This window comes from Methanomassiliicoccus sp. (assembly GCA_033485155.1).
Taxonomy (GTDB): domain Archaea; phylum Thermoplasmatota; class Thermoplasmata; order Methanomassiliicoccales; family Methanomassiliicoccaceae; genus UBA6.
On the sequence record JAWQJJ010000013.1, the window covers coordinates 1 to 23920 of the forward strand.

The window sequence follows — 23920 nt, forward strand, 5'->3', positions numbered from 1 at the left end:
CAAACCTATATGAAAAAGTGGTATCGAGCCAGATGAACGACCGTTGAATAATTTCACCTTCCTATAGGTACTATAGAGCTGCATTATTCAAGGAATTATTCTGGGTAGGGAAGAAAGCTCGAAGGGAACAGTTTCTTTTAAAAAATGTAACTCGATAAGTTCGAGGGGATTGAGATTCCAACTTGTTTCGTGATTTGCCCTATAGGAGAGAATGGCACAGAGACTAGGCAACATGCTAACCTGACATTGGAATACGTTATAGAGCCAGTGGTCAAGCCTCTTGGTTATGATGTTGAAAGGTCTGATACCTTACCTAATCCTGGCATGATAACTGGTCAAGTCATTGATAAGCTTCTAACTTGCGAGTTGGTGTTAGCGGATTTATCATTCCACAACCCAAATGTCTTTTATGAACTGGCCATTCGCCATATGACTGATTTGCCCGTCATTCAGATGATAAGTCCTTTTGGAAAAAATATTCCATTTGATATCAGGGATATGAGAACGGTATATTTTGGAACTGATCTTCCTTCATGTGATGCTGGTAAAAAAGAACTTCAAAAACAAGTAAGTGAAATCATAGGTGCTCCTGGCAAAATAATCGACAACCCCATAAGACAAGCGTTGAATGGTAGAAAATTCAAGGAGTGGGCAGAGAAGCAGATGAGCGCTGGCACATCAGGCAATCTTGACAAGGCGTTCATGGCACGAATGGTCAGTTTGATGGATGATGTAAAGAATATCAAAGAAACATTAAGTAATAACCCAGTCGGCGCCATAGCTCCGAATCAGGAGATTGATCGAGCCCAATCGGCTCCAAAGAAAATGAAGGTCGTTCAAACTAACACCTATCATCGACCTGGTTTGAAGATAAATGAACTCGACCTTTCGGGCATGATTGAGACTGTCCAGCTTATGATATCTTCAGATGGGTCGTATAAATCATGGCAGGTGCACTTGACCGGAATCGAATCGGAGGCTTCGAGGATGTTATTCGACTTAATTAAGGCTACAAAATCGGCTGTAGATCTTGAGGTTGAACAAAGAGATCCTGCATCCAATGACTCCTCGTTTTCTGGACTAACTATTATCAGCAACGTACGATCATCGTTGGACACGGCACAATCAAAGGCGATACTTACGGGAACGGGCCCCCTTAAGTTTAAAACTGGTTAGAAGCCAGCCATGTCAGAAATAGAAGAAATCGTTTCACTTCCGGCCCATCCGGCCGGACAGTCCTTTCTCCGTTATCTTCCTCATCACCTCCTCTTGTCCGACGCTAAAGAACTCCTCCAGCGCTAGGTCGGCGAGGTCGGACTTCTTGACCCTTAAAAGCGTGTAAAACTTCTCCAGCCTGACGGCTTGTTTCGGACTGATCCTAATCTGGATGGTAACGACCTTGCTTTCTTCCGCCTCGGAGATCACTTCGTATCCCTCCACTGGCGGACCATCGTTACGATCTCGTCCGCTGGTCTTGATAGGAAGAGGTCGACGGCGAGAGCGACGACTTCAGACTTATGACAACCTTTGATGCGGTCCAGCTTGGTCAAGGCGGCCTCTTGTTCTATCGGCAGTTTAACTTTGACGACCGTTTCTTTCTTCGCCTCGGCCATCACGTCGACCGCCTCCTTTTCCTCAAGCGTTCGGCAACGATAACCACGAGCGATAGAGAGAGCATCACCAGGACAGTGAACACCAAGGAGAGCCAAACATGCTCCCAAGAGTTCACGGCGACCGCCTCCTATCTCCCTCGTTTCCCGGAGCTAAAAGGAGATGGTTTTTGCTCATGCCGAATCACCACCCTCGCCGTTCGATGCTGGCTGAGGTAAAAGGGGGGGTGGGGTTCGGACGACTCCTTTTTTCTTGCCCGCATCCGAGCGTTTCTTCCTCGGCTTCTTGTCCTTGCTTCCCTTCGGCCGGTGACAGAGCTTGCCCTCAGCAAGAGCACGAGCAGTCCCTTCCTTCGATCTCTCCAAGGTAAGTTCCCGCTCGAACTCCGCTAGTCCGGACAGGAAGCTAAGAACGAACTTACCGAACGCTCCCCCGGTGTGTATGTCCTGCTCGGAGCATTCGAGGACCACATGATACCGGTCCAGTTCCTCCAGAGTGTTGAACAGGTTCTTGGTCGACCGCATGAACCTGTCGACCCTGGTTACAAAGAGGATGCCGAAGCATCCCGCCTTGGCGTCCAGCATCAACCGCTGGAAGGCTGGCCTGTTAGGATTCTTTCCGCTGGCGAAGTCAATGTATTCCTTGTAGACCTCCCAACCCCTCGCCTGGGCGATCTGACGAAGCCTGAAGAGCTGCGTCTCCGGATTCTGCCCCTGGTCGTTGGTCGAGACCCTAGCGTAGAGAGCGACCTTCACGCAACCACCCCAGGAACAGTTACAAATACGGATGCGGTCGGCACGCCCACGTCGGGGTGATAAGAATAGGTCCGATACGTTTGGATTCGAATCTTTTCAGAATGAAGGACTTTGAGACGCCACAGGAAGCCAGCAGCCACATCTACTACCTGTATCGCAGGGCGGAGCTTGTGAATGATTTGGGCAATGAATATGCCAACACAGCACCTAACATCGCGGCAGTTACCGATGGCGGAAGAGTGGCCGCTCTCCGAGACATGGTCACGAAGGAAGAGATCGGGACCATCTGGAGTGAATAGGACTGAACGATTCACTGCCCATCCCTCCCCGGCAGTGGAGGAATGATTACAAACTCGGTCGGAGGGGCCGAGAGCTTTTTCATCCTGTGCCAGATGGCCAGGGCCAGAAAAAGAGGAGAGGCGACGATGACCAACAGAATGGAGACAGCTCGAACCGGAGAGATCATCCGAACATCACCTCTTCATCCAGCGAAGCGATAGCAGGGTCTCTGGGAGCTTGTGGTTGGCCTTTGCGTTGCATCTCCAACCTCTGATACTCCATCGTCCTGGCCTGGAACTCGGTGAAGTTATCGAGCGCTTTCCATGTCTCCTTTAACCGGCCGAGAACGCGAAGCCGTAAGGCGTCCAGCTCTTCCTCTTCCGCTTGGATTCTCGCCTGTATGTCGGCCAGCTCCTCCTCCATCGCGTCGTGGCTTTCCTTAGCGGTCAAGAGGAAACGAGCGTTGGAGATGTTGGCCTGAGCGAACTCGATCTCCGTGTCTCCCTTAGAATGGTCGATGATGACGCCCGGATGATCGGCGAAGCCAGCAAGGTTCTTAGGCAGGTGCTTGAGCAGTTCAGGATTGCTGTAGGCAAAGTACACTTGCCCGACCATCTTGCCGACCCTACAGCCCCTAATACGGTCGAACTTCCAGCCGCCATGACGCTCAAGGAAGTCCAGCACGCCGAACACTTCCTTATCGAAGAAGTGAACAGGGTAGTCCTTCCCGGCGTCGATGTCAGCGGCCGTAAGATGAATGCGAGGCGGGTATACGTGCAGATTACGCAGGTTCGGCGTGATCCTGAGCTGAAGTACAACGGAGTAATCCCATCCAGGTATCCTAAGCTCGGTCGTCCATCTCCAATTGTTATGGTACCCCTCCTCGCCCCCCAGGTCGCACGGCTCTACAAACAGGGGAATTTCGATGGCGTCCTTCCCCGGCTCGGCAACGGAGATCACTTTCTGCTCACCGAGCTTGGTGATAGGAAAGACGATATGCCCATGCATATGCGCTTCTAGCGTTTCGATGTCATACTGTTCGAGACGAATAGACGCCGGAGGAGAGGTTGAGGCGATCGCAGAAGGCATGACAGGGGGTCTGTCAACCGGTTGAGGACTAGGTTGAGCCCCTGAGCCAGTATCCTCTTCCTCGGCAACTTTCGCCGAGATCGGCCTTGCCTCCTCAAAGAACCTTGCTTTCGGCCCCCGTTCATACAAACCGGTGCCGTCGATCGGCCTCAAAATCTTCTCATCGAGGAGCTTATTCTTTTGTCTTCTTACCGCTTCCTCGGAGATATCCAGTATCCGAGCGACGTCTGCCTGTATATGCCCCTCAACGAACAGCTCATAAATTTGGCGTCGGCGGGGGGTGGTTTTCACGGTGATGATGCTAATTCACCCCCCGACCCTCAACGGCTTCCTCAAGGGGTTGAGTTGAGGGTTGAGCCGTGAAAAAAAGAGGTTGAGTTTGCTGGCTCATCAAAATGACAGCCTTTTCGGAGGTTGAGCCGTGTGGTTGAGTGTCATGGTTGAGACCATGACGGCCAGCGTAGTTGAGAATAGGTTGAGACTTGGTTGAGACGAGGTTGAGCCTCATTCCCATCCCTCCCGGTGAAAGCCTTGACGAATGAGCCTAGCAGCGTACGCCCGAGGAGGCCATAGCGGCCGGTCTTCTCTGACCACTCGGCCGTTAGGCTCGGTCCAGGTGGCCACGTCCTTACCCAGCTTTACCTGGGTGCCGTCCGAGTGCGTGAGGACGATATCCTTCATTCCTTCGCCTCCGCTATTGCGGCTCTGACGGTCTCAGGCGTGAGCAAGTAGGCAACAGAACCGTTGAGAGTCCCGGCACGACGGACGAACGGACAACAGCGCACGATCTGGAGCGCACCCCTCCGTTCAAAATATCTTGAATGTTCGTCCCGAACTTGTCTGAAGACATCGACGGCGGTGAACTTGCTCAGCCGTATGCAAGCATCGAGGAGTAGCCTCTGTTTGAGGTCGAGGTCATCGAACATTGCTGGTCTCTGGACCTTCGGCTTGTGGTCCAAAAGAGCCTCGGCTTCAATGTTCTTTCGAGAGAGCATCACCAGGAAGTTCACCACCTTCCCGATCTCCATCGCATCCAAGCCCTCGCGCCTCAGGCTGTTGAAGACCTCCATCGCCTCCTGATAACAGGGGTCTTTCATGGGGTCCTTGTTGAGCGAGGGGAAGGCTACTGGCATTTCGCTAATGGACTCGTCCATCAAGCATCACGCCCCTTGAACCGACGCTGGACGCCTCGTATCAGGAGTCTCATAGGTAAGACAAAAAAGAGTTCAAACCGCCACACGATCTTGTTGAGGGAGTGAGCGGTCATCATTCATCCTCCGAAGGATTGAACACCTGGCCGTCCGGCCTCCGGATGAAGTCCGGGCAGGGAACTTTCTTCTCCTCCCGACCGGCGAACCGTCTCTTCGTGCATCGGTCCCAATGCCCGTTGTAACGAGAGCAATGCAGCTTCCTCGCCTCGTCGTGACAGAAAGCGCAATGCATCTTCCGTATGCGGACCTTGTGAACGCCTACCGCCTCGATAACGCTGGCCAGCTTGGAGAGCTTCAAATCGAACACCTCCCCCGGCCTTCGAGCCTTGCCCGCTCGATGATCTCCCGCTGGTGTGGTGGAAGCTCACAGAACTTGAGGCTCTTCTTGGTCGGATTGGCTTGGTACTCTCTCAGCGATTCCTCGCCCTCGTGTTCAAGGATGAAGAGTTCAAGCGCGATCTGGTCCTCTTCCGCTTCGGTCCTCGTTGGAACAGGTATCGAGACAGGAGGACGAGCCATCGCTTCAAGGCGAAGGTATGCTTCGGTGCAAGCTGAGGTGTCGGTTATACTAACACCTCCTGTCGTGTGCTCTTCGGCCTACAATGACCGTTCTCGGACCTCGGCCGCATCTTCCCTAGCGACCGGCCGTCAACGAAGCCGGTAGAGGCGGCAAAGCGCTTGCAGGGCGGGCAAGAATCGCAACTGTCGCCTTTACAGCGCTTCGTCATCTCCTTGCACGCTTCGATCTCCTTGCCGTCGCCGTCTACGTATTGACAGCCCTCGCAACAATCGTTGAAGGGGATTTCCTCGCTCAAATGGCCGCCCCCTTGGTCTTAAGAACATGGTTGGAGGCAACCCATTTCCGGTTGGATTCAATGAGGGTTTCTAGGTTTTTTACAAAGGCTTGGTTGGGCCAGTTTGGGCAGACACCCTCTAATCCCAGTGCCCCCACTCCTTCCCCTGGCTCACGGCAGTATTGCCGTGAGCACTTTTGTACATTTTTGACTATCTAGCTCTAATAATTGGGTAACAATGTGATTAGGAGAAAGTGATCATCCATTATGTGGACCGTCCCTAGTCCCGCCCCCTGCTCCTTCCCCCCAGGATGTACATTGATATCGCAGTGAACGGCGAGATGATGGCGGCAACAATCCACTCGAAGGTCGAGCCTTCGACCTCCCAACCCGTGGTTGAAAAATTGAATATGCCGATGGCCGCGATCACCATCACTATCACGGAGATGACGACGCTCAGGCTGAGCAATGGCTGTATCGATGAGGAGACTTGCGAGAACAAAAGAAACGCAGCCAAAATCGAAATGATGGCGAGAGCCAGAGCCACGCATGAGACTACTTGCTTCATTACCCTATCCAACTAGATCCCCAATGATAATTGTCCGCCCGGCGGATAATTATTTCGGGCTGTGTTGGACAATTTGAGATGCCAAAAAGAGTAAATAAACTGCATTCGGTTCGAGGAGAACGGACACCTCAATTTGATGCTAAAAACAATCTAAGGAGCAATATCGAATTATTTGGACATATGTGTCTAATATCAAAATATGAACCCGAGAGATAAATTGCATTGAAGTCAAAGTGTTGGACGATCTCGGAACGTCCAACCTACTTCAATACCTTTTTCTTGATGTCCTCTCCGGTCTTGGCAACCTTCTCCATCGCTTTGGCACCGGTCTCCTGGGCCTTCCCCTCCGCCTGTTTCGCCTGTGCCTTGGACTTCTCCTCTTCCGCCTTCCGTTTGGTATCCTCTATCGTTCCCATTCGAAACCCTCCTGTCAATATTGCGTTTGACGTCTACCAATACATAGTTCTTGCCACTACCTTGCCTGGGCACCCTGGCAAGTCGCTCGACGAACACCTTCTTGTACCGCCGTTAGGAACGCCCACACAAAATGGTTAATTGAGATTTTTCGTTAACCTGAACATTGCCTAGGTGCAACCCATTTGTCGAGAAAATCAAGGACTTGGAGAGATGACGGCTCTTTTTATTGATCATCTCCTTGTTGCGGTGCAACCTCCCAAATATGGATGGCACATCCGTTCTCCATGTAAGCGTTATAGGTGTGAGATCCGGCTGTCAACGGTTCGATGGTCACTGAGATAAGATAGTGATTCGAGTGGTCAAAAACAAATGAGGCACTCAGATCCATGATTCTCGATTCCTGAATGGTAACGTTCTTCCCCAGGAGATCGAAGGAAAAGCTAAGGAACGGTGAATCGGGAAGTCTGTAGTACTGGTCGGTCTCGCAAGCCGATTGTATGGCACTCACCGTAGCGTTCTCCCCGTAAGGAATATTCAGTGTGGAGCACTCCGAGGAGATTTTATTATAATCGATATCATCGCAACCTATCGGCATCGCGAATATCTGACCAGACTGATTGCAGCGCAGACTGGTAATTTCTCCGGCGTCGGTATATGCGCCACAAACGGTCGCATTCATGCATAGAACGAAGGAGGTGGAATTCACCGTCTGCAAGTTGAACTCGGTTTCATTGTTGAAGGACATCCATACTTCTATACTGTTAGTTCCGCTCATTTTCTGCACCGCATATATGTCCAATTTTTTATCTAGTGTAAGATTGAGAAGGGTCGAGTTATCTATCGTGCTAGCGGAGACAATAATGCCAAGGGGTACAGTGATATTCTTTTCACTATCCAGGGTGAAGTTGAACTCGAACGATGATGCGGTCGATGCATCGAAATATGTTACCTCGCACCATCGAACTCGATCATGGTCGACGGCTGCGACTATTGCCTTCTGATCCGCTGAGAAATTGTATACGTATGAGAAGGAGTACCAGCCGCTCGCGTTCGTCGTTGTGGAAGATGATTCAGCAATGACTTCCGCGTTCTCTATAGGATGCCCATTCTCATCTGTGACCGTGCCATGAATGGTCAAGAGCTTGCTTGTGGTTGTTGCTTCGCTCTGAGGGTTGTAGGCGAGAGCTGCGACCATCACTATGAATGCCGATGCTAGTGCCAGAGCAGTTAGGATCAACCGCTTTTTCTTGTTCTCCAATCAAATCCCCGTTCATAATGAAAAATGTGAAATTTATATATTATCATTAAATTATTAATGGTGGCGTCTTCCACTCAGCCGATCCGGTGGTAGAGTGTAGTTCGCTGATATTCATCACCACCCTTTCTTCCCGAATCTCTCGACTCTTGCTTGTGAGATCTTCAGAACCCATACTGAATTTTTATTTCAAAGGATGCGGATCGGGAGGCTCCATGCTCTACACAACAATTTGAGCACCTCCAATTTGTGCTCTATCGGCCGATATTTCCTATGCTGCACTAATGCGCTGCCCCTGAAACCTCCCCATCTTGTCTCCGACCATCGTTTCCTAGTTTTTATCACTGAATTGCTGGGAACCAGCGAAAGCCCTTCTTCTAATAAGTGCCAGGATACGTAGCCCCTCTTCACGCCTGAGTGTGCTGGCCATGGAGTATTCGTTCACAACTTTCAAGTAGAATGTTTTTGTGATGAGACTTCGGCCACTGCATCACTCTTTGATGTCATCCAGGAGCTAACGCGTGAGCAGTGGTCCTCCGGCCCACTCTCGTTCCCACCAAGAGGTTGTGGGCCGGACTCTCCTCTCGTTCACAATTGGATTCGGTGCCTCCCCAACATCCCCGATCTCCCTGCCATTCAACCAAAGTGTGTTCGTTGACCTGCCAGGGCGCCATCGGCGGAAAGCGCGGTCATCCATCGGAGCTACATATCCCTTCCTGACGATTCATTCTGTTCACTTAAATAGGCCCGTGGCAAATCAATAGTCATCCAAGGTATCCCCGAACCAGCAGGAAAGCGTTTCCTCCACAGAACACCCTCTCAGGTTTTATCGGTCCGGCTGATACCCGAGGACCTCTTTTTCTATTATCTAACTCCAGTGAACGTACGACAATCGACTCATGACGGACGTCAGGCAATAATCGAGTTAACCATACTGGTCATGGCGGAAGTGAATCGTTTTTCGGCCTCAGGTGTATTCGCATCGACATGTTAGTTCCCGGCCATCCACCTCTCTACGCCGTCCTCATCGTCGAGTAATAAGGCACCCCTTATCCTTGAGGCCGGATGCTAGGCTCATTTGATATGACGGGCTGAACCGGCACTGGCCGTTCGATCTTCCATCTGAAGAACGCTATCGCCAGTAGTATCATCGCTATCCACAGTAGGAGGAAGCCTATGAGGACGATAGTCAGTATTGCTCCGATCAATAATATCAGGCCGCTCGTGGCGAACATACCGACACCGGTCCTGTGGGAAAGGATGAGGAATGATTTTCTCATGTAGAACGCCGCGACCACGGTCATTGCGAACAATATGATCAAGGCTATGATCATCGCTGCGAAGTACGGCGCCAGCGCGTTATAGTTCAAGCCATTCCAGTCCACTCCCTGCCAAGAGGCCGGATCGGACCAACTGGACATCTGGAGGCCGATCTGCGTAAGCGCCCCGGCGGCAGCGATACTGATGATCGCGGCGGCGATCACCACTCCGACGACAAAGATGACGATGCCCCAAAGCACGTTTCTGAAGATGGCCCGGTCCCCATAGTGTTCCGCCAGGTCGTTGAACACGACCAACAGGAGTACGAGGCCTACCAAGCCCAAAGCGTTACCGATCGAGCCTCCGAAGGGGCTGACCACCAAGAGGAGTGCTCCAATTTCCCCTAAGAGCTTGCTGGTTTCAAGAGTCATGGCCTGCCTCCTCGATGGCTTCCATGGGAAGAGAATAGTCTACTCCTCCTTTTAAATAGATTCCGATGGCCGATCGGCCCTGTGGCGAGGCAAGCGTTTCTGGTCGAGCATCTATGATTTATAGCTCAAGAGCGATCTCTGTAAAGGGAATGCACTAATTTGCATTTACAAAATGGGATGCATCAACCCCTTCATTTCCACTGAAATCTTGAGCGATATATAAAATGCTGGCTACCGCATATTACTTAAATATCTTTTTTGATAACAATAAATGTGCATTGTAACTATAGTCCCTCTCCTTGAGCAGTAGTTTGGAGCGGATTTGTTCATAGCGACCTAAGAGGAAGGATAAAAAGGGAAGCCCCGGAGGAAAGGTTGAGGTATTGTTAGACTAGGGGATTTGCGTGACTTGGTATGGTTGCACTGCCTGGGGCTTCCCCGCTGACCGTACCATTGATCCTCTGTTTAAAATCGTTTGGTTGTGAACTTGCTCATTACCAAATGAGATAATAATAATCTCAATTATAGATTCATCCAAAATTTTTATTTCCCCCTTGTTCCCAAGCACTCATCATGATGGACGATTGCTACCGTTGCCAGGAGATCATCGCTTGGCTCCATGGTCGGGAGAAAGGTCGCACCGTCAGGTGCCCCATCTGCGGCAAGATGTACCGTAAGGGCATCAACTTCGTGCTGGACGAGGATTTTCGGCCGATGGTTGACATGTGGAAAAGGGGCGATCGGCCGGCGCACTGCATCTCCTGCGACTGGCATGGCCCCATCAGTTCGGTCAAATTAAACCGGAATGGTAGCTTCCCGTTCCGGTGCCCGGAGTGCGGGAGTATCGTCGCCGACCATAAGTAGGGCAGGTGATCCTCGAGTCCCTCATCGATGTCCGTTGGTCTTCCACCCCATGATGGGCGTAAATGTCGATGGGGCCGATATGCAAAGGGCAGGACGGCCGATGCAGCCCGAGGCCCCTGTCGCCCTCCATCGGCCGCTTCAGCTCGGTGACGTGTCGGCTGTATCGTCACCTCATCCCCCCATGAAGCTACACCTCGAGCGGCGTTGGCGTTGCATAATCTATATCATGGGCCAGCCATCAGGGGGCCCTGTATCAAATGAACCACGAGAAAGAGGGAAGAAAAAAGTATCTCGTTCTGTCCATCGTCCTGGTCGGCGTCTTCATGTCGGTGCTGGACGCGGTGGCGTTGAATATCGCCCTGCCAGCCATCACCTCATACTTTAATGTCGCCGTCGCGGACACTCAGTGGGTGGTGACGGGCTACCTGTTGACTCAGACCTGTTTTCTCATCATATCGGGCAAGATCGCCGAGCGGGTCGGGCAGGCAAGGATGTTCAACATAGGCTTGATCGTCTTTTCCGTATCCTCGCTGCTCTGCGCTCTCTCTTCGACCCTTCCTCAGCTGATCGCCTTCCGGGTCGTCCAGGGCCTGGGCGGTTCGATGCTATTTAGCGTGTCCACGGCCATCGTGTTCAGGACCTTCGGTCCTACTGAGAGGGGCAAGGCCATGGGTTTTCTCGGTTCGACCGTAGCGGTGGGAGGCATGCTCGGACCGGTTATCGGCGGCCTATTGGTGGGTACCATGGGCTGGCGGTCAATCTTCCTGGTCAACGTCCCCATCGGTCTAATCGCGGCCGCTGTGGCCGTACGCGCCCTCAAGGTCGACGAGGTGCTGGCGGACCGCCTCCATCTCGACCTCCCCGGCTCGGTCCTTTGGATAGTGACGATCGCCTCGCTGGTGCTGACGTTGGGCATGCTCGCCGACACCGGCAGCCTCACCCCGGCCACGGGGACCTACCTCATCGTCTTCGCCATCGCCGCCGCTCTCTTCGTGCTATGGGAGCGGAGAGCGAAGGAGCCGCTTCTGGACCTCTCGGTGTTCAAGGTCGGCCGCTTCGATCTCGTGGGGTTGAGCATGGCGGTGTTCTTCATCTCCCTGAACATGGTCACCATCCTAGGTCCGTTCTACTACGAGGGAGTGCTGGATTACGATCCAGAGACGGTCGGTTTCATCTTCATGGTCCTTCCCACGATCATGATGGTCGGTTCTCCCCTCGTGGGCAGGATGTACGATCGTGTGCGCTTCCGCCCCTACGCTACCGCCGGGCACCTGGTGCGGGCAGCCTCCCTGCTCCTTCTGGCCCTGGGGTTCATGACCATCAACGTGCCTTTGACCCTGGCGGCCTTCCTATGCATGGGGCTCGGCAGCAGCCTGTTCCAGACCCCCAACAACACCGAGTTCATGCTCGCCCTTCCTCGGGAGAAGAGCGGTCTCGCATCGAGCATACAGGCCACCACCAGGAACCTGAGCATGGCTATCGGAGTCTCCCTGGCCACTCTGCTCATGACCCTCACGATGGGCTCGATGGACTACAGCGCCATCGCCGGGGGTCCGCAGGCCGGGGAGCTGGCGTCCTCGGTTGCGTTTGCCATTGTGATCGGCGCGGCCCTGTCGGTCGTGGGCGCCATACTGTCCAGGTTGAGCGAGAGGGCGTGCCGGAGGGACAAAGGGACCGACCGAGGCACGGTGGGACACGACGAAACGAAATGAGGCCGCACTGGCCGCATCACGATATCTTTGTCGGGCAGGGCGGGCGGGGACGGTCAACCGGATGCATGGCATCCGTAGCATCGCCGGGAGTGTCGCCATGGCCGTAGATGTCCAGCAGCCCCTGCATCATCCGCAGTGCGTCAGCCGAGAATCGGGGGTCGGCCAGCGTCAGGGTGAGATTGGCCTGCATCCACCCGATCTTGTCTCCGACGTCGTACCTGGTACCCTCGATCACACAACCGTACACATCTTCCTCTTGCAGCAGCAAGCGCAGGGAATCGGTGAGCTGGACCTCGCCGTTCACCCCCGCCTCGGTGCGCTCGATGCACTTGAAGATCGTCGGTGAGAGCAGGTAGGTCCCGGCGACCGCGATGTTCGATGGAGCCTCCTCCCGACGAGGCTTCTCCACCATGTCCTCGACCTTGATGAGCCCCTGACGCACGCTTGTGCCTCTCAGAATGCCGTATCGCCTGACATCCTTCCAAGGGATTCGTTCGACGGCAATGACCGAGCCACCGGTTTCTTCGTGAACTTTAGCCAGTTGGCTGATGACGGGCACTTCGGAGCGGTGAATGACATCACCTAGCATGACCGCGAACGTCTCGTCGCCGATGTGCTTCCGGGCGCAGTACACCGCGTCAGCAAGGCCCCGAGGGCTTCTTTGCCTCACATAGTGGATATCGACCCTGCTCATCAGATGTTCCAGTTCCTCAAGGCCCTCCCCCTGCCCATGGAGATGGGACAGGGATTCGAGCTCCTGGGAGCGGTCGAAATGATCTTCGATCGACCTCTTGTTCTTCCCGGTGACGATGATGATGTCGTCGATGCCCGCGGCGACCGCTTCCTCCACCACATACTGGATGATCGGCTTGTCGATTATGGGGAGCATCTCCTTCGGCTGTCCTTTGGTCAAGGGAAGGAATCGGGTCCCCAGTCCAGCTGCGGGGATGACCGCTTTGAGCTTCACCAGCACACCCCCTCGTAATTGCTCGTATGCACTATCCCGCGACCGTCGATGACCAGCTTGTCGCCGTACAGCGACGGGTCGGCGTAGCCGGGCCATTCCGTCAGGATGAGGACGGCGTCGCTGCGTTGGATGCATTTCTCCGGCGAAGGGGAATACTCCACCTGGGGGAACTCCCTCCGGAACTCATCCATCGCCTGGTAGTCGTGAGCGATCACTCTGGCGCCGTGGGATAGGAGTTCCTTCACCACCTTGCGGGAGACCGCCTCTCGGGTATCATCGGTGTCCGGTTTGAACGCCAGGCCAAGGACCCCGATATTCCTCTGGGCGATGGCCATATGGTGCTCGAGCAGCTTCACCATCTGCAACCCCTGGGCCTTGTTCACGCTTAGGACGCCATCGAGGAGGACAGGATCGACCCCGTTCTTCCTGGCCAGGGCGGCCAGCCCCTGCACGTCCTTGGGGAAGCAACTTCCCCCAAAGCCACATCCGGCATGAAGGAAATGGGGGCCGATCCGCCGGTCAAGGCCGATCCCGTGAGCGACCTCCCGGACGTCGATGCCTTCCGTCTTGCACAGGTTGCCGATCTCGTTGATCAACGAGATGCGGGCGGCCAGGAAGGCGTTCGACGCCAGCTTGGTCATCTCCGCCGCCGCTGGGGAGACCTCGACGAACGGGGCATGCAATTCAGAATAAAGGGTCCTGAGCAGGTTCACCGAGCGGGCGTCCCGGGAACCTATGACAACTCGGTCGGGATGAAAGAAATCGTTGATCGCGTTGCCTTCCCTCAGGAACTCAGGGTTGACCGCGACCCCGAATCCCTGACCGTGTACCTTCCCGGACGATCGCTCGACCTCCGGGATGATGATGCCATCGGTAGTTCCCGGAGGCAGGGTGCTCTTCATCACCAGGACGTGATGATCGGTCTTGTCCGCTATCGCCCTGCCAAGATCACTGGCCGCCGATATCGCATATTTGATGTCCAGGGAGCCATCGCATTTCGATGGGGTACCGACGCATATGAATGTTACATCGGTGCCCGACACCTCGGCCATGTCCATGCTGGCACGGAACCTGCCTCGGTCGATGTTCTCGTTCAGGAGCCGATCGAGCCCTTTCTCGAAGATCGGGCAGGCCCTCCTGTTCAGCATCTCGACCTTGCTCTCGACCACATCGATGCACACGACCTCGTTCCCCTGGTTCGCCAGACAAAGGCCGGTCACGAGGCCCACATACCCTGCTCCGATCACCGAGACCTTCATGTTCGTACCTCCTTTCCTTTTCGAACGACGCCCTGCCGTTCGTTCCCGGTTCGTCCATCTCCAGGTTCCTTTTCGCGGGAGACGAACGGGCGCCTCTTCATTGCCTGGTAGGTGGTCTCGATCATCATCGCACTGGTGATGAGGGCGAACACCAGACCGAGCATCCATGAGCCGTCAAACGTGAAGACCGCGCTTCCCGAGCCTCCGGGGGCGAAGCCTACCGCGATCATCCATGGTATGTACAAGAGGAAGCATCTGCCAGCGATGCGCATGTCTTCCGCCCCCCATGCTAAGAGGAAAGTGATGGGCATGAGCCAATAGCCGGTGTGCATCTTGGGATATGTCACGAAGAACGCCACCAACATGATGGTAATCGATTCCCAGACGCCCAGTTTTCTGCGGTACATTATCCAGATGGCGGCACAGATGGCCACCGCCACTATGGCGAGTTCGATCTGTTTCGGGACTTCCAGGCCGCCGGCCTTCAGGAAGTAGAAGATGCCAGCGCCCTCCGCCGTCCTGCCCTGCACCCCTATGGTGTAGTATCTGATGAACCAGAGGAAATCGTCGCCACATAGGTAGTAGAACGGTCCGGCGACGGCGACGGTTATTGCGGCGATGATGCCGAGATGAAGGAATCTCTCCTTCCACGTACCTAGGTGAATGAGCTGCACGGGAAGGAGGAGAATCGCCCACATCTTGGTCCATATCCCAAGCCCGGTGGCCACCGAGACCCAGTTGTTACGGTGTCCCAGCATGAGCAGGGCAGGAATGATGATGGTCAAGGCGACGATGGTCTCATCCTCGGCGTTCGCGGCTTCGATCAGCCCGAACGGCATCACCACGTACATTGCGGCCATGGCGAAGGCGGCCTTTTCTCCGTACTTACGGAGGCCGATGTAGAGGAGAATCCCTCCCAGGAGGCCGAAGAGCATGAAGTACGCCCGGTACACGAGGTCATCGTACGCGCCTCCCAGCAGCTGTGCGGGCACCATGATGTAGCAGATGAGGGGGGGCGTTTCGGTGCGGACGTCGGTGTAGAGGAGCCCGCCGTGAATGATCGTATCCGTCCTGGCCCGGTAGATCCATAGATCCGGGGCCGTGTTATCGGACCCCACGCCGTTGGTGATGATCGTCTTCTCCAACACCAGGACCGGCGTGAATACCAGGAGGGCGATGGCTACCAGAACCAGGACCTTCCTTCCCGGACCGTAGGAGGACACTCTAGTCCTCATCCCGTCGATCCTTGCTCGAACTCCCCTCTTTACCTTCGGTTCGTCCATCCTTAAGCCCTCATGGTGTGATCAGCGGCCTGGAGACCAACAGCTCATGTCTCGTGCCGTCCGCCTCGGCCTCATCACCAGCGACACTGAGATCGCCCGTGCTAACGCGATACCACGAGACAAAATTCCTCAGCCCCTCTTCGATGCCCACCGTGGGCTCCCAGCCCAGCAGGCGTTTCGCCGTCGAGATGTTCCCCCAGGTATGATCGACGTCGCCGGCCTTGGGGGGGAGGTGTTCGGGGACGAGATCGTTCCGCCCACAAATGGTCAGTAGCTCGTTCACCAGGCGGTTGACGGTAATCGTCCTGCCGCCGGCAATGTTGATCGATGCACCTTTGAGCGCAGGAGCGGTCATGGCCGACTTTATCCCTCGGACGGCGTCGTCGACGTAGGTGAAGTCCCTCGTTTGCTCCCCGTCCCCGAATATCTGAGGGGGGAGGCCCTTCATGATGCGGTCGGTAAAAATCCTGATAGCCATGTCCGGCCTCTGACGGGGGCCGTATACGGTGAAGTAACGCAGGGAAACGGTGTCCAGTCCGTAAAGGTCGTAGAACTGCCTGCAGTAGATCTCGGCGGCAAGTTTACTGGTGGCATAGGGCGACACGGGCGCCGGCCGATCCGTTTCCCTTGTCGGCCGCTGATTCGTCGAGTTCCCATAGATCGATGAAGAGGAGGAGTTGACCATCCTCTTTGCTCCCGACTCCAGAGCGGCGATGAGGACGTTCAGCGTCCCCACGACATTCACCATATGCGACTTCAGGGGATCCCTGACGGAAAACCTCACCCCGGCTTGGGCCGCCATATGTGCCACCACGTCTACGCCTTGCATCTCGGCTTTGATGGAATCGAGGTCCAGTATGTCCGCTTTCACGAACTTGAAGCGATCGCCGTGTGTACTGTCCGCCCCGGGCAGGATCTTCCCTGAATAGTAGTCATCCAGGTTATCGATCCCGACCACGTCCCATCCGTCTTCCAATAAGGTCCTCACCAGGTGGCCGCCTATGAATCCGGCGGCCCCTGTCACCAACGCCTTCAAGTCGATCCCGCCGTCGAGTTGGTGTCTCCGGTCCCCCTGCTCTTGCGAAGGGCCTTGATCTGCTGGGCATGCTCCCGATTGAACTTGAAGTAATCTCGAAGGGTGATGAACGGCACCGTGTAGAACTTGATATATGACTTCCCGCTTGGCCGGGCATAATGGACAATGGGGATCTCGCAGATCGTCATCCCGTTCAATGCTGCCAGTGGGAGGATGAACCGGTGGAGGCCCCTGTACCCCTCAGGATCGAAGCCCATATTGGCCGCCTTTTCTTTCCGGAACGCCTTGAATCCGCTGTTCTGATCCTTTATGGTCAGCCCGTATTTTCTCTGAATTATGAATCGATTATAGGTCCTGGAGATGAACTTCCTGATGAAGGGGTCCGTCCGCTGATACCTCCATCCGCTTACGACGTCATATCCCTCCCTCATCTTGGAGAGGAACATTGGTATCTCTCCGGGCTCGTACTGGCGGTCACCGTCCATTATGATGACAACATCGCCCAGAGCCTCCCTGAATCCGGTACGGATGGCGAACGAGCGGCCGAGATTAGTCTGATGATGGACGACCCTCACAGACCTATTTCTCTCGGATAACCGGTCGCAAAGGGCGGAGGAACCGTCCGAGCTGCCATCATCGACCAACAGGACCTCGCCCTCGATGCCATTGCGTGCGTACACATCGAGGATCGATGTGACGAGAGGTTCGACATTGTCCTTCTCGTTCCTTAACAGAAGCACCACTGTACACTCCATATCATCACCTATCCTTCTCCGGGGCCGCTGTGTTCTTGCCCACCCCATGCTCATCCTTTGCCCTCGACCCGCCGATGGCCAGCGCGGCGAGCCCGATGGGGACCGATATCCAGATCGAAGTCATCGCACTCAGGAGCCCGACGCAGGTGGCCTGTCCGCTGGTCATGCCGGCGGCGACCAAGATGACCGATGAGACCACCACGTTCCCGCTGCCGGCTATGAGCAAGACGGCGCTCAGCGCCGATAGGCCAGTGACGATGAGGATGGCCGACAGATCGATCGATGCGTGAACGGCGACGATCATGAGGTAGGTCCTGAGCATCTCATTGCTCCAGATGGCTACGGTCAGAACGGCCGCCTTCACGAGTAGCTTCTTATCCTGGAGGCTTCCGGATCGCAGTGCCTCGTTGAACGATTCGCTCACTCTCAAGATGGCCGATGAGGCCTTGCTCCCCCATCTTGCTCCGAGAAGACGTTCGAGAAAAGAGGCGGTTCGGCGGGCCATGCCCATGATCAGTTCAGGCCTGGCCATGAGGGCGATCACGGCGACGTTAAGTCCGACTGCCACGACCACGGCCAGAGCCAGCTGAGAGAACATGTTGCCCACAAGGTAGTGGGCGAATGCCACCAGGCCGACGGTGACCAGGATGATCAGGAGCGTAAGGTCCATAACGCGCTCGGCGACCACTGTGGCCAGGCCTTTGCCCATCTCGATGCCGTTGTTGGATCTTGCACCATAGATCTTGGACGCTTCCCCTGCGACCCGTCCGGGGGTCACGTTGTTGATGGCCTGGGCGATAGCATAATTACGAAAGAGGGATCGGTAGGGAGCGGTCTCCCCGGCGGCGCCGATAAGCACATCCCAGCGATAGGTCTTGACGAACAGGTTGAGGGTGTAAAGGAGGACCACAACTGCTATCAGCGACACGTCCACGCCGGTCAGGGCGTCCACTAGCTCGGATGGATCAGCGGCAACTACCGTCAGGGCGATCAGGAGCAACGAGAATACCAACTTGAAGATGGCTCCCAGATTGCGTCTCATCCCATACCCGTCCGGCACTGGATGTTTTGGCCGATAGATAACTATTCTGTCATTCTAATAATGACACACTTATTTTTCACTCTTGTGACGCATGGGTAGGATAAAAAGCATGATGGATGCCAGCATTTTACACCGTACGATCGTGTCCTTAAAATAGAATAAAAATACTTAAAATGGTTGACACTATAAGAGTGAATAAAACCAAGATCAGGGGGTTTGGAGGAGAGGCTCGGGATCGACCGAACCCGCTGGTAACGCGGAGTGGACAATGGCCGATATCATCCATCAGCTGAACGACCTTGGATTCGGCAAGTACGAGGCTATGATCCTCGTCGCGCTAATGAAAATGGGCGAGGGTACGGTTAGTGAGATCAGCGAGGTCAGCGGCGTTCCACGTTCCCGAACCTATGATGTCTTAAAGGGGATGACCGAGAAAGGGTATGTGTTCGTGAGCGTGGGAACCCCTCTCGCCTATCAGGTTGTGGAGCCTAAGAAGATACAATACCTGATCGATGAACGGCTCGGAGCGATCGAGAACGCGGTGTTGGAGGAACTGTCCCGTCTGAGGGACCAATCGTCGATCAATAACGCCCCCATGACCTCCATCAACGGAGAATGGAGCATAAGGCAGAAGACCAAGGAGGTGCTCGAGGGAGCCCACACTGAAGCCATTATCTTCAGCAGACGCCACACCAGCATCCGAGATTATACCAAGGACATCATCGAGGCTTCCGAGAAGATCAAGGTGACCTGCATATTCGGCGAGGGCGCCCCGCAGGTGTGCGGTCAGCTTGGTAAAGTCTGCATAATGGAACCCATCGATAAATCGTCCAAAGAAATGAAGCTGATACGGTCCGGCTTCAGGGTGAACGATCGGTCGCATACCAAGTACATAACGGAGGTCATGATCCATACGGACGACAACCGAAGCATTCTCATCTATTCAGTTAACAAGGTAAAATCTGCGGTGCTATCGACCCTCCCCTTCATCACCTACATGCATCATCTCATGCTGAAGGAAGCTCTGAACAGCTGCAGGGTAATCGGCGAACGACTCCCCTCTTACCAATAGCATCCAGTGAATCGTGTGCTCCGTTTAGCGAGGTAAGCCAGCACGTATTGGACGGCTATCGGGCCAAGCATGAACGGTCGACCGAAGAAAGGCCGAAAGGCGACCGACCAGTTGGTCCCGGAATGGGGGACCAACCGATCAGTCGAACGAGAACAATACGTAGAAGGACACGACAACGATGCCGAGGAAATAGATCAGCAGAAAACGGTCGAAGAGCTTGGAATCTCGGCACTTCTCCGCTCGCACCGGATCGACATTTGCGTCGTGGTCCTCCATGCTCGGAGCATCAGCGGTAGGCGTTTAAATAAATTCTCTATATGTAATTAAATTTGATTACATATAAAGATAAGGTTACTTTCGTGGCATGGGACCAGATGCTGCCTGGACGGTCTTGCCGCCTCGTGAGGAAGCGTTGGAAAAAACCGGGGGCAGATCTGCCCCCGGCGTAGGGGTTCTGAGGGTACCGATAACCAGCCTTACTTGAGCAGTCCACAGGCCTGGTTCCACAGGGAGCCATTGTCGGACCGCATACCCGAACTGTCGTTCGGGTTACAGCAAGTGCGGTCCCCATCCAAGTCGTCCCGCACTTGCTCGCGGAAACGGTTGCAGTCGCCGCTTAAGGGATGCATGCACTGCGCCCCATCCATGTCCCAGTCACATCCGTGGAGCCTCACGGTGCTGATCTGGTCCTCGGTCAAGTTGACCCAGTCGAACCCTCTCAGGCCCTGATAAGAGGCGCTCACCGCGTACTCGCCATCGGGAAGCTGGAAGCTCACGTTGCCATCGTCATCGGTCTGACCCTCGGCGACCTTCTCTATGACGATGGTCGCATTGTCCCCGTCCTCGGTGATGTTGACCGTGTAAACGGTCACGTTGACCCCAGAGAGGGTTATGCTCTCGCCATCGACGCGGCACAACACGTTGACGCTGAGATTGAGAGTGGCCGCATCGGCGGAGGTGCTTTCGGCAGTGACGACCGTTGTGTCGTCCGATGCTGATACTTCCGTAGATGGCGCGAATGCCAAGACCGCTCCCGCTACCAGCAGGGCGGCCACGGCCCCCAAGGCCATCGTCTTGGTGACTATCTTCACTTGTTCACCTCAGGTCTGTCACCCCGGGCATCGTATATCCCATCTCTGAAAGCATCGTATGGACGATTCGTCCACTCGAACGGCGCGGAGCCAGGCCGGACGGCGACACGATGGACAGGATGCGGTCAATGTGATTTGTGACGGCGCACGGAAACTTCGCTCGAAGCATCTAGCAACACATCAGTTCAGTAGAAAGACAGCGCCTAGATTCCAAGAGCGTAGATTATATTAATACATGGAGTCAAATGTATTGATTAGCCGGGTCGTAGCTCGGAATGGAAGATGATCTGATATGGCGACTGGAAAGAGAATGAGGAGCTGGTGGGGCCGAGTGGTGGTCGGAATCATCGCCTTGGTATTCGGGCTGGCCTTTCTGTTTGTACCAGGAGTGACGCTGACACTGTTCCTGTACATGTTCGGCCTGCTGCTCATACTGAGCGGGATAGTGCTGCTGGGGTTCAGCAGGGATAAGGCGACAGGTAAGAATTGGCGTACATTGAACATGGTGGAAGGAATACTCATCATCATCCTGGGAATTATTGTAATTCTGGCCCCTGGGATAACCGCGGTGTTCGCGATCTATCTGTTCGCGGCGTTCGCCATAATCACCGGCATCATGCAGATCGGGGAGGGACTGGCCGCACCCAAAGGCTTCGCCACTTTCGGCACCTCGAACCGGACGCTGTTGGTGGTGTCCGGCTTCTTCTCCCTGATCGTCGGGATTCTGATCGCGGTGTTTCCCGGAGCCGGCATACTGGCCTTGCTCTGGTTGATAGGGATTTTCCTGATCATCGTGGGGGTGCTGAACATCGCTTCCGGGCTCAGGATCCACCGCGAGGTGGGTAGACCAGAGCCGAGCCAGCAGAGGTAGGCGGGAACAGCCCCCCCGCTTAATCTTTTTCTCATTTTGTGGCCGTGGTGTGCAATACCATACGGGGCGGTTCGTTTCTCATGTTATGAACGAATGGTTCATATGATATACCGTTCATGCGGTTGTCGGTCAGGACATAGGTGCACAGATGTTCCCGCCCCGTTGGTTCCTCCCATATGATGCCGCATTCCAGATGATCACCGCTCTGGTGGCCTTGGCCGTGGCTGTATATGCCCTTCGCGGATATCAGTGGATCAGGGAGAAGACCCTCTATGCGTTGTTCCTGGCGTTCACCCTGTTGTCTGTCGCTCTGTTCGTGAACAGCATCACCCTGTTCTACACCTTCCTAGTCGGGATTTCGTTCGCGCATCACGCCCAAAACGTGTCCGGGGCCGACGTAGGGTTCTGGATATACTACATCATCAGCATCCTGGCGTTACTCATCCTGGTATACGCGTACGCGTCCCGGCTGAGAGAAGCATCGGTCGCCATTGCTGGCTTGATAGTCCTAGGGCAGATGGAGGTCGGTGGGTCGCTCATCGGCTTCGCCCCATATATGGAGATGGTCCTGGTGGCCCTACTGGTGATCGTAGTGACAGCTCAGGCCATTCATCTGGCGGTGAAGCGCAGCTGGTACTCCTTAGGGGTCACCTCCTCGTTCTTCCTGATCCTGTTGAGTCACGTCCTGCTGATGCTCAGCCCCATGGAGGATATCGTTCACGTTGCAGGCCGCACCTTCGAGCTGATCGGTTTCCTTTCCCTGCTGGTGGTGCTGTACCTGCTGAGGAGGGGGAAATGAAAGGTTCCCAGAAATACCGCTCTAAGGGGAGGATCTTCGCTGACATCCTGAGAGCGGTGGCAGAGGATGGGCCGGTAAAGGTTACCCACGTCCTGTACAAGGCCAACCTCTCGCACGATCGCCTTACCAAGTACCTCCTCCAATTGGAGGAGTCCGGGCTCATTATCAGGGAGCAGGAGGGGGATCGGGCCACCTATCTCATAACTGACAAGGGTACGAGGTTCATCGCCGAGTTCAGAAAAATGGAAGAGTTCGCCGATGCCTTCGGTCTGGACATATGAGGGAAGGGACCGGATATCGCAGGTTGGACACAAAAACGGGCATAAATATTATTAGCCCCTCTTCAATATGAGGGTGGGGAGTCCCCGTGGACCTTCTCCAACTTCCCCACCATTTCTTTAATCTTCGGGGGCTCCTCTCTCTCATTCGAGCCGGGTTATGGCGGCAGCCATGGTCCCTCTGGCTCATGCCGTGTCGCCGCAGGCGATGTGGCGGATGACCTCCTGCACCTCCACTGGCGGCCCGGTGGTGTTGACCATGTGTACCTCGCATTGCCCCAGGAACTCACGGAAGAAGTTGCGGCGTAGACCGAGCTTGCGATCGTCCCTCACCAGTTGATGAGGGTTGCAGAAATTGTTCGCCTCAAGGTAGGTCATCGCCTCCTCCACCGTCATCAGCCTGTTTACCGCGGGATCGTCCTTGTCCCGCTTAAGGAAGATGACCTTGTACATCGTGGTCATGGGCACGACACCGCCCTGGCCGACCGTCCACCGGACATTCACGATGGCCCTTCCCTTGTTGTCAAAGGTCGCTTTATTCACCAGTTCCCGGTATTCCGGCCATATGCTGGCGATGTCCCCTTCCACGTAGAAGTTTTTCTCCGAACCATAGGCCAAGGGTCGCTTGCGTGACATGCGGACGAAGTACCAGTCATCGGTGACCAGCCGGGCGTCGGCCATTCGCAAGAGGCCCCAGGAATGGGTCGTCTTTCCGGACTTTGAAGGGGCGATAAGGGTGACCCCCTTACCAGCCACGTCCAGCGCCGCCCCGTGCACCGAGAAGATGCGATGCTGGTCCTCCAGGATGTCGCTGGCCAGGGCGAGGGCGATGCTCTTAACCCAGCCATAATAGTCGATATTGAATAGGAACGCCGTACGAGTGAGGGGATCGTACCTGACTCCAGTCCCCTGTCCCGGATCGTTGAGCACCACCAGGCGGCCATGGGAGCGAACGCTCTCCGACATGCTGTAGAAGTTATCCTCCCAGTAGTTGTTGGTGTTCGCCTGATCGGTCAGTAGACGGATGCAGGTGCCGTGGAGCTCGCACTTGGACGAGTACAGGTACCTCGGCTCGTAGCGGCGGAATAGGGTCTCCCGCTCCTCCGGCGATATCAGTTTGACGTCATAGGGCATGCAATGGTTGAGGGTCGTTGTCGAGATATATGGTTGTGCCTGACATTGTTATCCCGACACTTCGGCGGATGAGCCATCGGCCCCAAT

30 protein-coding genes are annotated in these 23920 nt (G+C 54.9%); 8 read left to right on the plus strand and 22 right to left on the minus strand.

Annotation, left to right across the window (positions count from 1 at the left end; genetic code table 11):
• Nucleotides 1-246: 246 nt before the first annotated feature.
• Nucleotides 247-1176 (plus strand): hypothetical protein, encoded by a 930-nt coding sequence (locus SA339_13825; protein MDW5564289.1) that lies wholly within the window; start codon nt 247-249, stop codon nt 1174-1176.
• Nucleotides 1177-1209: 33 nt separating this feature from the next.
• On the opposite strand, the gene SA339_13830 is transcribed toward SA339_13825, so the two are convergent.
• The 3 genes from SA339_13830 to SA339_13840 form a co-directional block, all read right to left on the minus strand.
• The gene (locus tag SA339_13830) at nt 1210-1425 is read right to left on the minus strand and encodes a hypothetical protein (protein MDW5564290.1); all 216 of its coding nucleotides are present in this window, start codon (nt 1423-1425) and stop codon (nt 1210-1212) included.
• Complete coding sequence (locus SA339_13835; GenBank protein MDW5564291.1) at nt 1422-1616, minus strand: hypothetical protein; 195 nt, start codon at nt 1614-1616, stop codon at nt 1422-1424. Before SA339_13835 ends, SA339_13830 begins: the two co-directional genes overlap by 4 nt.
• Before the next feature lie 168 nt (nt 1617-1784).
• Entirely contained in the window at nt 1785-2366 is a 582-nt protein-coding gene (locus SA339_13840; GenBank protein MDW5564292.1) for a recombinase family protein, read from the minus strand.
• 101 nt (nt 2367-2467) lie between these two features.
• On the opposite strand from SA339_13840, the gene SA339_13845 reads away from it, so the two are divergent.
• On the plus strand, nt 2468-2665 hold the full coding sequence (locus SA339_13845; GenBank protein ID MDW5564293.1) for a hypothetical protein: 198 nt from the start codon (nt 2468-2470) through the stop codon (nt 2663-2665).
• Nucleotides 2666-2828: 163 nt separating this feature from the next.
• Here SA339_13845 and SA339_13850 read toward each other — a convergent pair whose 3' ends face one another.
• The 10 genes from SA339_13850 to SA339_13895 form a co-directional block, all read right to left on the minus strand.
• On the minus strand, nt 2829-3734 hold the full coding sequence (locus tag SA339_13850; GenBank protein MDW5564294.1) for a hypothetical protein: 906 nt from the start codon (nt 3732-3734) through the stop codon (nt 2829-2831).
• A gap of 504 nt (nt 3735-4238) precedes the next feature.
• A complete protein-coding gene (locus tag SA339_13855; protein MDW5564295.1) occupies nt 4239-4415 on the minus strand; it encodes a hypothetical protein in 177 nt (58 codons plus the stop codon).
• Complete coding sequence (locus SA339_13860) at nt 4412-4888, minus strand: hypothetical protein (protein MDW5564296.1); 477 nt, start codon at nt 4886-4888, stop codon at nt 4412-4414. The genes SA339_13855 and SA339_13860 overlap by 4 nt, the downstream gene beginning before the upstream one ends.
• A 112-nt stretch (nt 4889-5000) precedes the next feature.
• A complete protein-coding gene (locus SA339_13865; protein MDW5564297.1) occupies nt 5001-5243 on the minus strand; it encodes a hypothetical protein in 243 nt (80 codons plus the stop codon).
• Complete coding sequence (locus SA339_13870) at nt 5240-5464, minus strand: hypothetical protein (GenBank protein MDW5564298.1); 225 nt, start codon at nt 5462-5464, stop codon at nt 5240-5242. Before SA339_13870 ends, SA339_13865 begins: the two co-directional genes overlap by 4 nt.
• 44 nt (nt 5465-5508) lie before the next feature.
• Nucleotides 5509-5760 carry a hypothetical protein gene (locus SA339_13875; GenBank protein MDW5564299.1) on the minus strand — a complete coding sequence of 84 codons (252 nt, stop codon included), beginning with the start codon at nt 5758-5760 and terminating at the stop codon, nt 5509-5511.
• Between the two features lie 259 nt (nt 5761-6019).
• The gene (locus SA339_13880; GenBank protein ID MDW5564300.1) at nt 6020-6319 is read right to left on the minus strand and encodes a hypothetical protein; all 300 of its coding nucleotides are present in this window, start codon (nt 6317-6319) and stop codon (nt 6020-6022) included.
• A 248-nt stretch (nt 6320-6567) separates the two neighbouring features.
• Nucleotides 6568-6723 (minus strand): hypothetical protein, encoded by a 156-nt coding sequence (locus SA339_13885; GenBank protein MDW5564301.1) that lies wholly within the window; start codon nt 6721-6723, stop codon nt 6568-6570.
• A gap of 224 nt (nt 6724-6947) precedes the next feature.
• The gene (locus tag SA339_13890; protein MDW5564302.1) at nt 6948-7982 is read right to left on the minus strand and encodes a carboxypeptidase-like regulatory domain-containing protein; all 1035 of its coding nucleotides are present in this window, start codon (nt 7980-7982) and stop codon (nt 6948-6950) included.
• A gap of 1046 nt (nt 7983-9028) precedes the next feature.
• Nucleotides 9029-9670, minus strand: coding sequence for a DUF996 domain-containing protein (locus SA339_13895; GenBank protein MDW5564303.1), 642 nt, complete (start codon nt 9668-9670; stop codon nt 9029-9031).
• Nucleotides 9671-10246: 576 nt separating this feature from the next.
• On the opposite strand from SA339_13895, the gene SA339_13900 reads away from it, so the two are divergent.
• Nucleotides 10247-10534 carry a hypothetical protein gene (locus SA339_13900; protein MDW5564304.1) on the plus strand — a complete coding sequence of 96 codons (288 nt, stop codon included), beginning with the start codon at nt 10247-10249 and terminating at the stop codon, nt 10532-10534.
• Between the two features lie 257 nt (nt 10535-10791).
• On the plus strand, nt 10792-12246 hold the full coding sequence (locus SA339_13905; GenBank protein ID MDW5564305.1) for an MFS transporter: 1455 nt from the start codon (nt 10792-10794) through the stop codon (nt 12244-12246).
• Between the two features lie 16 nt (nt 12247-12262).
• Here the strand turns inward: SA339_13905 and galU are convergent, their stop codons facing one another.
• The 6 genes from galU to SA339_13935 are packed head-to-tail and all read right to left on the minus strand — an operon-like array spanning nt 12263 to nt 18588.
• A complete protein-coding gene (gene galU, locus SA339_13910) occupies nt 12263-13213 on the minus strand; it encodes a UTP--glucose-1-phosphate uridylyltransferase GalU (GenBank protein ID MDW5564306.1) in 951 nt (316 codons plus the stop codon).
• Nucleotides 13210-14472, minus strand: a complete 1263-nt coding sequence (locus SA339_13915; GenBank protein ID MDW5564307.1) for a UDP-glucose/GDP-mannose dehydrogenase family protein — start codon at nt 14470-14472, stop codon at nt 13210-13212. Before SA339_13915 ends, galU begins: the two co-directional genes overlap by 4 nt.
• Nucleotides 14469-15755 carry a hypothetical protein gene (locus SA339_13920; protein MDW5564308.1) on the minus strand — a complete coding sequence of 429 codons (1287 nt, stop codon included), beginning with the start codon at nt 15753-15755 and terminating at the stop codon, nt 14469-14471. The genes SA339_13915 and SA339_13920 overlap by 4 nt, the downstream gene beginning before the upstream one ends.
• 10 nt (nt 15756-15765) lie before the next feature.
• Nucleotides 15766-16791 (minus strand): GDP-mannose 4,6-dehydratase, encoded by a 1026-nt coding sequence (locus SA339_13925; GenBank protein ID MDW5564309.1) that lies wholly within the window; start codon nt 16789-16791, stop codon nt 15766-15768.
• A complete protein-coding gene (locus tag SA339_13930; protein MDW5564310.1) occupies nt 16788-17600 on the minus strand; it encodes a glycosyltransferase family 2 protein in 813 nt (270 codons plus the stop codon). The genes SA339_13925 and SA339_13930 overlap by 4 nt, the downstream gene beginning before the upstream one ends.
• Nucleotides 17551-18588, minus strand: coding sequence for a lysylphosphatidylglycerol synthase transmembrane domain-containing protein (locus SA339_13935; GenBank protein MDW5564311.1), 1038 nt, complete (start codon nt 18586-18588; stop codon nt 17551-17553). Before SA339_13935 ends, SA339_13930 begins: the two co-directional genes overlap by 50 nt.
• A 268-nt stretch (nt 18589-18856) precedes the next feature.
• On the opposite strand from SA339_13935, the gene SA339_13940 reads away from it, so the two are divergent.
• A complete protein-coding gene (locus SA339_13940) occupies nt 18857-19660 on the plus strand; it encodes a helix-turn-helix domain-containing protein (protein ID MDW5564312.1) in 804 nt (267 codons plus the stop codon).
• Between the two features lie 138 nt (nt 19661-19798).
• On the opposite strand, the gene SA339_13945 is transcribed toward SA339_13940, so the two are convergent.
• Together SA339_13945 and SA339_13950 are read right to left on the minus strand one after the other, a co-directional pair.
• Nucleotides 19799-19936 (minus strand): hypothetical protein, encoded by a 138-nt coding sequence (locus tag SA339_13945; GenBank protein ID MDW5564313.1) that lies wholly within the window; start codon nt 19934-19936, stop codon nt 19799-19801.
• A gap of 200 nt (nt 19937-20136) precedes the next feature.
• Nucleotides 20137-20751: a hypothetical protein gene (locus SA339_13950; GenBank protein MDW5564314.1), complete on the minus strand. Its 615-nt coding sequence runs from the start codon at nt 20749-20751 to the stop codon at nt 20137-20139.
• A 292-nt stretch (nt 20752-21043) separates the two neighbouring features.
• On the opposite strand from SA339_13950, the gene SA339_13955 reads away from it, so the two are divergent.
• The 3 genes from SA339_13955 to SA339_13965 all read left to right on the plus strand — a co-directional run bounded on the left by SA339_13955 (nt 21044) and on the right by SA339_13965 (nt 22702).
• Nucleotides 21044-21622, plus strand: a complete 579-nt coding sequence (locus SA339_13955) for a DUF308 domain-containing protein (GenBank protein ID MDW5564315.1) — start codon at nt 21044-21046, stop codon at nt 21620-21622.
• A gap of 148 nt (nt 21623-21770) precedes the next feature.
• Complete coding sequence (locus SA339_13960; GenBank protein ID MDW5564316.1) at nt 21771-22421, plus strand: hypothetical protein; 651 nt, start codon at nt 21771-21773, stop codon at nt 22419-22421.
• Nucleotides 22418-22702, plus strand: coding sequence for a winged helix-turn-helix domain-containing protein (locus SA339_13965; GenBank protein MDW5564317.1), 285 nt, complete (start codon nt 22418-22420; stop codon nt 22700-22702). Before SA339_13960 ends, SA339_13965 begins: the two co-directional genes overlap by 4 nt.
• A gap of 183 nt (nt 22703-22885) precedes the next feature.
• Here the strand turns inward: SA339_13965 and SA339_13970 are convergent, their stop codons facing one another.
• Complete coding sequence (locus tag SA339_13970; protein MDW5564318.1) at nt 22886-23833, minus strand: hypothetical protein; 948 nt, start codon at nt 23831-23833, stop codon at nt 22886-22888.
• Nucleotides 23834-23920: the final 87 nt, after the last annotated feature.